At 46.1% G+C, this 10,203-nt stretch carries 9 protein-coding genes, 3 tRNA genes and 1 rRNA gene; 2 read left to right on the forward strand and 11 right to left on the reverse strand.

Annotation, left to right across the window (positions count from 1 at the left end; all coding sequences use genetic code 11):
- Positions 1-107: 107 nt before the first annotated feature.
- The 3 genes from QOR60_RS06585 to QOR60_RS06595 form a co-directional block, all read right to left on the reverse strand.
- Complete coding sequence (locus tag QOR60_RS06585) at positions 108-1,094, reverse strand: beta-ketoacyl-ACP synthase III (RefSeq protein WP_283582584.1); 987 nt, start codon at positions 1,092-1,094, stop codon at positions 108-110.
- A gap of 90 nt (positions 1,095-1,184) precedes the next feature.
- Entirely contained in the window at positions 1,185-2,603 is a 1,419-nt protein-coding gene (locus QOR60_RS06590) for an APC family permease (protein WP_283582585.1), read from the reverse strand.
- Positions 2,604-2,859: 256 nt separating this feature from the next.
- Positions 2,860-3,042, reverse strand: a complete 183-nt coding sequence (locus tag QOR60_RS06595; RefSeq protein WP_283582586.1) for a hypothetical protein — start codon at positions 3,040-3,042, stop codon at positions 2,860-2,862.
- A 519-nt stretch (positions 3,043-3,561) separates the two neighbouring features.
- Here QOR60_RS06595 and QOR60_RS06600 point away from each other — a divergent pair.
- Complete coding sequence (locus QOR60_RS06600) at positions 3,562-4,938, forward strand: NAD-dependent succinate-semialdehyde dehydrogenase (RefSeq protein ID WP_283582587.1); 1,377 nt, start codon at positions 3,562-3,564, stop codon at positions 4,936-4,938.
- 152 nt (positions 4,939-5,090) lie between these two features.
- Positions 5,091-5,450: a helix-turn-helix domain-containing protein gene (locus tag QOR60_RS06605; protein ID WP_283582588.1), complete on the forward strand. Its 360-nt coding sequence runs from the start codon at positions 5,091-5,093 to the stop codon at positions 5,448-5,450.
- A gap of 196 nt (positions 5,451-5,646) precedes the next feature.
- Here the strand turns inward: QOR60_RS06605 and QOR60_RS06610 are convergent, their stop codons facing one another.
- From QOR60_RS06610 to rrf, 8 genes are all read right to left on the reverse strand, one after another.
- Entirely contained in the window at positions 5,647-5,976 is a 330-nt protein-coding gene (locus tag QOR60_RS06610; RefSeq protein ID WP_326520561.1) for a type II toxin-antitoxin system PemK/MazF family toxin, read from the reverse strand.
- On the reverse strand, positions 5,969-6,235 hold the full coding sequence (locus tag QOR60_RS06615) for an AbrB/MazE/SpoVT family DNA-binding domain-containing protein (protein ID WP_283582589.1): 267 nt from the start codon (positions 6,233-6,235) through the stop codon (positions 5,969-5,971). The genes QOR60_RS06610 and QOR60_RS06615 overlap by 8 nt, the downstream gene beginning before the upstream one ends.
- 474 nt (positions 6,236-6,709) lie before the next feature.
- The gene (locus QOR60_RS06620; RefSeq protein WP_283582590.1) at positions 6,710-7,975 is read right to left on the reverse strand and encodes an ISL3 family transposase; all 1,266 of its coding nucleotides are present in this window, start codon (positions 7,973-7,975) and stop codon (positions 6,710-6,712) included.
- Positions 7,976-8,228: 253 nt separating this feature from the next.
- Positions 8,229-9,404, reverse strand: coding sequence for an ISL3 family transposase (locus QOR60_RS06625; protein WP_283582591.1), 1,176 nt, complete (start codon positions 9,402-9,404; stop codon positions 8,229-8,231).
- 296 nt (positions 9,405-9,700) lie between these two features.
- A tRNA-Thr gene (locus QOR60_RS06630) sits at positions 9,701-9,773 on the reverse strand.
- 13 nt (positions 9,774-9,786) lie between these two features.
- Positions 9,787-9,877 (reverse strand) — tRNA-Ser (locus tag QOR60_RS06635).
- 7 nt (positions 9,878-9,884) lie between these two features.
- A tRNA-Asn gene (locus tag QOR60_RS06640) sits at positions 9,885-9,957 on the reverse strand.
- Between the two features lie 7 nt (positions 9,958-9,964).
- Positions 9,965-10,081, reverse strand: a 5S ribosomal RNA gene (rrf, locus tag QOR60_RS06645).
- Between the last annotated feature and the right edge of the window lie 122 nt (positions 10,082-10,203).

Here is a 10,203-nt window from a genome sequence, read left to right on the forward strand (position 1 = left end):
TTCGGGATTATATTTAACCATACAAAAAGTGCCTCACAATCATTAGTTCTTTGTCTAACAATTGTAGGGCACTTCACATTATCCCAGCCTCTTTTAATAGCCCGTTATTACTTTAATTTCGACAGGTCTAACAACATACTTGCGTAGGCCAATCCGGCGCCAAAGCCCGTAAGAAGCACGTGCTGGGGCCGCTTCCCCGCCCGAATAGCCCGGTCGAGGGCCAGCGGAATCCCCACTGAAGAGAGGTTTCCCACCGTCGTCACTTCCTGGGCAAACTTTGCGAGCGGAATTCCGGTCCGTTCAGCAAGCTGTTCAATTAGCCGGAGGTTCGCCTGGTGGGGAATCACAAAGTCGACGTCCGCTGGAGTCAGGTGCTCCTGCTGCAGAAACGCGGCAATATGTTCAGGAATCCGCTGCGTAACGAACTCGTACACGGCGTGCCCGTCCTGGTAAAAGGCATCGGTCCGGGGATAGTTATCCGCCTTCACCGCACTCAACGGGGCTACCCGACCACTGTGAATCGACTCCTCGTCACCCTGCGTTTCAAGCAGCTCCCCGCCAACCATCTCATCGGCCGGATCATCACTGGCCTCGTAGATTGCTCCGGCCGCGCCATCACCGAAGAAAACGGCGGACGTCCGGTCATGAAAATCGAGCATCTTGGAGTTTGTTTCAGCACTGATTACCATTGCCCGGCGGTAACCGCCCGCCCGCAAAAACTTCGTGGCGGTCGTTGACGCAAAAATAAACCCGGCGCACGCCGCCGAGAGGTCGTACGCGAACGCATTCGTTGCGCCCAGCTTTCCCTGCACGATTGCCGCCGTGGAAGGCGTGAGGGCGTTGGGCGTAATGGTTGAAACAATAATCAGGTCGATTTGTGTCGGTGCCAACCCTGCCGTTGCCAGAAGCTCCCGGGCAACCTTTAACGCCATATCCGACGTGTCCTCACCAATCGCAAAGTGCCGGGTCTTAATCCCCGTATGCGCCTGAATCCACTCGTCTGACGTATCCATTAACTGACTAAGTTCATCATTTGTCACAACCCGTGACGGGAGGTAGTGGGCCGTCGCCGTCAGCTTAATTGCCTTTACCATCATGATGCCTCTTTCTCTGTCCGAATTTCTTTTTTAGAACCTAGGCTTTATTCTACTTAATTTTACCGGAAAACACCACTTAAAACGCTCTTACTGGTGGTTTGCATGCCGAATGCCATACACAAAGTAAATGATGACTCCCAGAACAAACCATCCCAGCGCATACACCTTTGCTGCCCGGTCAAGCCCGATGAAAACTAATAAACTAAACATGAAGGCAAGTGCTGGAACAACCGGATAACCCGGCACCTTAAACGCTGGCTGGGCAATATCGCGCCCTTCCCTTTTACGCAGAAAGAAGAGGCCGATTGACACAAACATAAAGGCGACGATTGTTCCCGCCGATACCAACTGGGATAAAAAGCTAAACGGCAAGAGCGAACTCACAATAACGACAACCACCGTAATGAGTGTCACGGCGTTTTTGGGTTGCTGATTCCGGTCTAGCCGGCTAAAGAACTTCGGTAACATCCCGTCGCGGCTGAATGAATAGATTAACCGCGAACCGGACAACATGAAACCAATGGCGGCGGTAAACATGCCAAACACGGCAATTAACTGCACAATGGTTGCGATTAACGGATGATGAATTGCCCGGAGCGCAATCCCGATTGGTTCAGCGCTGGCCGCATACCGTTGATACGGCAGTACCCCAATTAAGACGCAACTCACCGCAATGAAGAAGGCCGACGCAATCCCCAGTGAACCAATAATCCCCCGGGGCATCGTTTTTTGCGGATTCACTGCTTCTGCCGAATTCGCGGCAATCGCATCAAACCCCAAATACGAAACAAAGATCATCGCCACGCCCGCGTAAATTCCCTGCCATCCGCCAAACGCGCCGTTGCTCGTTGCGTGGTATGCGGGGATAAACGGGTAAAAGTTACTAAGGTGCACAGCGGTGGCACCAACTACGATGAATAAAAGAATCGCAAAGATTTTCAGGATAACCAGCGCGTTTTCAACCAACGTTATCTTGGATAAATTTCGGGATACCAGCAAGCCGACAATTAAAACAATTCCCACTGCAATCAAATCAACTACCCCACCACCCTGTCCGAGGGGGTTAGCGAGGAAGACCGGAAGATGCACCCCGACCGAGGCCAGGATCGGTTTCAAGTTTGATGATATTCCCGAAACAACGAAGGAAACGCCGATAATATACTCAGCAAGCAGCGCCCAGCCGACTACCCAGCCAGGGAGTTCCCCAAAAAGAACGTTAATCCACGTATACGCGGAACCGGCAAACGGCATGGCCCCCGCCATCTCTGCATACACCAATGCGACCAAACAGGCCACCACGGCCGCAATCACAAACGAAATGATTACCGCGGGGCCCGTGTACATCGCCGCCACCTCCCCGGGAAGGGTAAAGATTGAGGTGGAAACAATCATTCCAATTCCCAGGGATAAAAGATCCCGCACCCGAAGCGACCGGTTCAAGTGGCCGTCCTTTAGCCCGTACTTTGTTGGTGATTGGCGAAAAAATACTCTCTTTAATAAACTCATTCTCTCTTCTCCTTAGTGATTTGCCGGTAAACCTAGCTGTTATTGGTTTTTAGTACATTATAGCATATGATTAAATTATGATGAAAGGATTCTAATATTACTACTGTATAGCATCGTCTTCAAAACCAAAAATAACATTAGCGAAAATCCCCAGCAGCGCCGAATGCTATAAAAATAGCCTAGCGGATGAACCACTAAGCTACTGTCGGATTTCTATTAACGATAACGAAGAAGATTAATCATCTATTGAGATACCCTATTCCGCAGCGACTGTTTCTCCTACTTCTTGGGTTGTTGCTTGCCGGGAAGCTGGCCGGGTTAGATTATTATACTTCTTCTTGAAGGCGACTAACAGGAAAAGCGCGCCAATCACGTACAGTACCCCAGCAATGAGGTAGACCGTGGCATAACCTTTAATTGACGTAAAGAGCACAAACATACAGAACTAATACACCGGTGACTGCGCCGAGCAGCCCGTAAATCCAAAGGTACAGAATGGTATTCCGCTTCTGCCGGCCACCCCAAAAGTTGACTGCGTGTCCTGTACCGTACATTTTACATCGTTTCTTTAAGTACAGATTAATATTATACTCATCATATTTTAATTTTATATTCTACACGGAATATTCAAAAAAGCAATGCTTTCGGCAACTTTTTCTCGATTAAATGTTTTTCACGTAGATTTTTATTTGTAATAACGCCTATATAACCCGCATCACAATTACTAGTGGTCTACAAGAAAACGATGCATCCCCTTTATCAACAGAATTTGGCAGGGAGCTCACTTAATTAGAAAAAAGTTCATGATGTTTTGCCCTACGTTGCTACATTTTCAAAATAGTCATTGCCTTTCAACGGGGAGGCGTATAAAATACAAATAGTTCATTTTATCGTTAATATCGATTTAAAGAAACTATATATTAAATGAACATATTTTTTTAAACAAGAGGGACTTTATATGACATACCAAACAACCTACCCATATACGGGAGAAACACTTAAAACCTTCCCGAACGCTTCTGACGCAGAGGTAAATCGGACACTAGCGCGGGCCCATGCTCTTTACCATAAATGGCGAACACAACCCATTACGACCAGAAAAGTACAGTTGCTTAAAATTGCGACGGCTCTTCGCGCACATCGGGATGAACTCGCTAGAACCATTACCTACGATATGGGAAAACTTTTCCGTGAATCACAAGGAGAGGTTGACCTCTGCGCAATGATTGCTGAGTACTACGCCAATCACGGCGAGGAAATGCTCCAACCAGTTGAGTTACCAATGCCAGTCGGCCAAGGTTCAGCCCACTATATAAAACAAGCGACCGGGGTAATCATGGCGGTAGAACCATGGAATTTCCCCCTCTACCAAATTGTTCGGGTATTTGCTCCGAATTTCATGGTGGGCAATCCAATGATCCTTAAAGATGCTTCCATCTGTCCAACATCGGCCCAGGCTTTCGCTACGTTAGTTGAGAAGACAGGTGCTCCAGCCGGGGCCCTCACCAACCTTTTCATCAGTTACGACCAGGTCGCCAGAATTATCGCTGATCCACGGGTATCTGGCGTTTGCCTGACGGGTTCGATGCGTGGGGGCGCAGCCGTTGCAGCCGCAGCCGGAAAAAACCTCAAGCAATCAACCATGGAACTCGGCGGAAACGATGCGTTTATTATCCTTGACGATGCGGACTGGAACCTCGTTAAACAGGTTGCTCCCCGCGCCCGGATTGATAATGCCGGGCAGGTCTGCACTTCGTCTAAACGGTTTATCGTTATGGCTGATAAGTATGACGAATTTGTTACCATACTTAAAGAACAGTTTGCGCAATTGAAGATGGGTAACCCGATGGATCCAGCAACCACCCTGGCTCCGCTTTCCTCCAAGGGAGCCCAAGAAAAGCTTCAACAACAGGTTAATATAGCCATTGAGCATGGTGCCACCTGTGTTATCGGAGGACATGCTGTTGCTGGGGAGGGCTTCTTTTTTGAGCCAACCATTCTAACAGGAATTACTCCGGATAATCCAATTTTCGACCAGGAAATGTTTGGCCCGGTTGCCACAATCTATAAGGTTGATTCCGAAGAGGAGGCTATTAATCTTGCTAACAATTCAAGCTACGGTCTCGGGGGAACAATCTTTTCAAGTGACCCCGACCACGCTGAACGTGTAGCGGCTCAGATTGAGACGGGGATGTCATTTATTAATTCTAGCTGGACATCCCTTCCAGCCATTCCATTCGGTGGTGTTAAGAATTCGGGCTATGGGCGTGAACTGAGTATCCTTGGATTAGATGCTTTTGTTAACAAGCATCTAATCTACACACCGGAAAAGTAGGGGCGCTAATTAAGCAGCCATTAGCGGGAATCCATCTGTTCGATTCCCGCTTTCATTGTTCGTTATATCTAAAAATTCTATTGATATAGTTTAACATTTACCCACAACAATAGGATTGACAAAGAACCAAAAAAACTAATGGAGAGATTGACTTGTACTCGAAAAACTTTGAAATCGGAAGGCAAATAAAGAAAGAACGTGAAGAGAAACAGATTACTCAAGAACAGTTAGCCGAATTAAGTGACTTATCACCTAATTACATTTCTAAAATGGAGAATGGGACGTATACTAACATTGGTTCTAAGCATTTAATAGATATTTGTAACGTCTTAAACATTACGATGGGCGATTTATTTCAAGATAATTCAAATGAACAACAACGTGTGAACGAACTTCCGCTTAATGTTCAAAAATTAATCGCATCATTAATCCAACTTAAACCACAAAAACAACGAAAAATCGTTGATACCATCCAACTACTAGTTGAACGGTTAATCAATGTTATTAAATAAGGACATAAATGAGGCTGGGAAAAAACTTCCAGTTCATTAAAAAGAGCCGGACAAGGAATCGAAAGTGATTCATTGTCCGACTTTTCATATACACATAAAATCGCCCCTATAATGGCGATACTAGTGGATTCCTCCATCAGTGCTGGATATTATAGATCCGGAAATTAACCTGTCGCTAATACTAGTTTTATGGCATCTACCTATTCTTAATAAACTCGAATAACCTAATCATGTCATTTGTGGTTAATTTTCCTAACGGCGGTTTCTTAAATACAATTCTCTGTGGTAACGTAAACGTCCGGTGGATATCAACATAAGATTGTCGGTTTAATCCCGCCTGCTGCCATTCCTGAATAGGATAATAATATTTCCTTATTCGCTCAGACTTCGATTTATACTTTGACGTTATCTTAAAAACCGTGACGTCATCACGCCCCACCGAGACGACTAATGCTGGACGGTACTTTACTTGATTACAATCTTCGTAAGGAATTTCCGCCAAATAGATTTCCATCGGACTACTCATTTTCTTTCATCCATTCATCAAAGTATGGAGATTTCGCCGCATCATAATGCCCTGCCCGATCAAATTCGACCTTTTCGTTTGGAATATCTTTGATTAACTTATCCCAGTTTAAACTTGAAGGCACTTTTTTTATCGTAATACCATCATCAGTTACCGTAAACGAAAGCTTCGTTCCGGTTGTTATGTTTTGAGCCTTACGAATTGCAGCTGGAATTACTACCTGTCCCTTTTGTGACACTTTTGCCGTCATCACAGTCATCCGAATTACCCCCTTACGTATTACATCTTACTTTCTGTATCAAGGATAACACAATCAGAGGGCCGCAACAAACAATCACTCCCTGGAATTCTAAGAAGTGGCTAATCCCTTAATTTATGGGTACTCTATCCCACTTTCAAGTTTCCAAGGAATAGTTATATATCTTTCTATAAACCTGGTATGATTATGTGCTGCGAACGTGCGTTCATAAATAAAGGGAACAAGGATGACAGGGAACAGACATACATTGCAATCAACCTGAAGCCAGCGTCGAATATCGTACCCGGGGATATGACACTTTGGTGACTAATCTGGGCGTAGCGGATGAATCCCGGAATGATAGGACTATTTGTCTGGTTGTTTCCTCCAACATTTAAAAATTTGGCTCTACACTAAATCCTGTTGATATGGTTAAATGTTAAACTATATGGCTCTTTGTCAAATCCTGTTGATGGATGGAAAATACGTTGTCTATTAGGCAGCGTATTTTTGTTTTTTAGCCGCCTGCATCAACATGATGCGCTTAACTAGATGATCATAATTGCAAAAACCATACGCCGTACGCTGAAGCTGTTTAATCTTCCGGATGGTTCCCTCCAAGGCGCCGTTGGAATATGATGACGAGGTACTATTCACGATATATTGATAGTTATTTCGAAAACTGCGGAGGACGCCCTGCATTTGCGGGCCAACATGATGGGGTGCTTGTACACAAGCGGCCAGGCGTTCTTGATCACCGTGGCGTAACGCGTGGGTAATTGTCTGCATAACGTCGTAGGTTTCCTGTAAGCAATCATCGGCTTGGAGCCCGAGATGTACCTTTTCTAACGGGGAGATCCATTCATGAAGGTGAACATCATAATACCGCCGGGAGCTGAGCTGTTCGCTAGCCTTAAGGTATTGTTTCCACCCAAACTTGAGGCACCGGTATTCGCGGGAGTTGGTGGCAAATTGTTTAGCCGTCTGCGCCCGTAATTGGTTGAACGCCCGGGTTGCCATCTGACAAAGATGAAAACCATCCAGAATAATCAAAGCGTTGGGAAACAGCTGGCGGATAATCTCCTGGTAGTGGTAGTTCAGGTCAATGGTGACGCTGTGCACTTGGGCCCGTTCCGCCGGCGAAAACTGACTAAAATACTCCGTCACGGTGTGCCGGGTCCGTTGCGCTAGGATCTGAAAAATCTGATGATTATCGTTGTTTAAACAGATAAAATGCAGGTGGGACCCCACGCCGCGAAACTCATCAAACGCAAGGTTATGCGGTAAGCCCGCCTGTTGAAGGTGGGTTTGGGGCATTGGCATCGCGGTTAGTTCCCGCGCCACCGTATTGGGGGACGCCCCTGTATCAGCCGCAATTTCTGTCATTGCCAGTTGCCGCGTCAGTTCGATCCGCACCTTTTGTTTAACGGCATTACTGATATGACAATGCCGCTCAACGAGCGGTGTCGTTGCCATGACGGTGGCGTGACATCGTTGACAACGCAGACGTTGTTTACGCAAATCAAGATAAACCGGCCGTGAAGCATCCACCGCCAGATATCGAATGGACACCCGAGCGCTTCCGTTTCGCACCAGGGCCGCAGAATGACAAGTCGGACACTGCTTAATCGGCGTTTCCAGGGTACCGTAGTAGACTTTTGCCCGCCGTCCACCGCGCAGTTCCTCCTGGTAATCAGTAAAAATAATATTTTCGTCTTTAATATCAAGCGCAAAGTGGGTATAATCGTTAATGGAGTTCATAGTAGAAGAGCTCACAGTATCAAGTCCTTTATTGAATGTTGGTGGATTTTTGGTACTGTGGCTCTTTTTTTATTGGTCACAGTAACAAAAAATCCTGTTGATAATAGTTTAACATTTAACCATATCAACAGGATTTAGTGTAGAGCCAACTATATCAACAGGATTTAGTGTAGAGCCACAGAAACATAAGAAAAACGGCTCTTTGTCAACAAACACTGATGAGTGATTTTCGAAATAGTTTAACGGATTTCCGTTAAGCTATTTTTTGTGTATTCAGGTGATCAAAATCAATGTATTCGTTGCGGCAGGATAAAAGAATCCGGCCCCGGAAATGATCAAAGTTCCGGTAACCATACGCAACCCGTTTAATCACTTTGATTTTATTGTTAATGCCTTCAACCGGGCCGTTTGAAAGCTGGCACTTAAAGCTAGCGATAATCTCAGCGGCATGTTTGCGAAAGGTACGCTGAACCCGTTTTAATGCCTCCGGAAGGCGCTGAAGTGGCACCGCAATCAGCTGTTTAAAACGCTCAGCATCACGATGATGCACGCAGAATAAAAGTTCCTGATAATAAGCGTAGGTAGCGGCCAGCGTTGGATCCATTTCTAACAACCGATTGATTACTTCGCTATCAGTCAAAGCGGCGTAACGGAAGTTCCGGCGGCGCCGGAAGTGTTGGTAATCAACCTTAGTTTGATCTTGACTTAACAGTTTCCAATAACGCTTTAACGCCCGCCCAACATGGCTTTTCGCCCCATGGGCTTTAATTACTTGACGACGAACATTTTGGAGAGCGCGGTTACATTCACCCACAATATGGAAGCAATCCGCAATCACAACGGCGTGCGGAAATAATTGTTTAATTAGTGACCGGTACGGATCATATAAATCAACGACAACCGCCAGAACCCGCTGCCGGACGGCTAACGGATATTGATTAAAGTAATGCGTTAAATAATCATTTTTGCGGGAGCGAAGCACGTCTAACAAGCGACCATTTTCAGGATTAACTAAGACCATACTCATTTCACTGGCACTCCATGGTCCGCCCTTAAAATCATCCAGGGCAATCGCCCGGGGTAACCAATTATGGTTAACCTGCAGGTCTGATTGCGTTAAGCGTAAGACTCTAAGCACCGTGGTCGTTGAAATCGATAAACGCTGCGCGATTGCGCCGCATGACTGGTTGGTATGGAGTTCTTGAACGACGCGATACCGGACTGCATTGGCGATGCGGTGACGGTGATTAATTCCCATCACAGCAGCAATCTTAGTCACCGTACGCGGGCAAAGCAAATCAGGACGACAAAGATATTTTTGTTTACGAATACGCAAAATCGCCGGCGTCCCACACTGCGGATAACCCTTAATATCGACCGTCTGAAACCCGTTTTTCAACATTGGCCGTCCACAAAGGGGACAAGTCATGGGATAGGTTTGCATTAGATGAATAATCAAGGCTCCATCTGCGGTTGGCGCCGTGGGGTTAGTGAAACGTGGGTCAAATTTAAGCGTCGGGTCTTTAATTCCAACTAAATCTCTGATAAAATTATCCATGGTTTTGGTGGGGTAGCTCCAAGTGAGCTACCTTTTTTCATCTCCTTTTTTATAAACCATGATAGCAAAAACAGCACTGGTGGATTTTTCTCCATCAGTGCTGAATATTATAGAGCCAGAAAAACGCCGGTTTAACGGCGTTTAACAAACTAAAATAATTTATTAAATGCCGGATACTGGACTCGGACCAGCGACCTTTACTTTACGAGAGTACTGCTCTACCAACTGAGCTAATCCGGCATATTATGATTAACGGAGAGTGAGGGATTCGAACCCTCGAAGGAGGTCGTTACCCCCTTACACGATTTCCAATCGTGCTCCTTAAGCCACTCGGACAACTCTCCATTATTACTCCGGCAGGCGGGCTCGAACCGTCGACAACCTGATTAACAGTCAGGTGCTCTACCAACTGAGCTATGCCGGAATAAAAAGCACGGCGACGTCCTACCCTCACAGGGGGCGGTCCCCCAACTACTCTCGGCGCGCTGAAGCTTAACTACTGTGTTCGGAATGGGAACAGGTGTATCCTTCAGGCCATCATCACCGCACTATCTTCTTAAGAGAACTTTGTTCTCTCAAAACTAGCTAACAATTCTTTCCTTCTTGCTTGAACCCACCACGTCTTAACCGTTGGTTAAGTCCTCGACCGATTAGTAATGGTCCGCTTCAT

Source organism: Ligilactobacillus hohenheimensis, assembly GCF_947381805.1.
In the GTDB taxonomy this organism is placed as follows: domain Bacteria; phylum Bacillota; class Bacilli; order Lactobacillales; family Lactobacillaceae; genus Ligilactobacillus; species Ligilactobacillus hohenheimensis.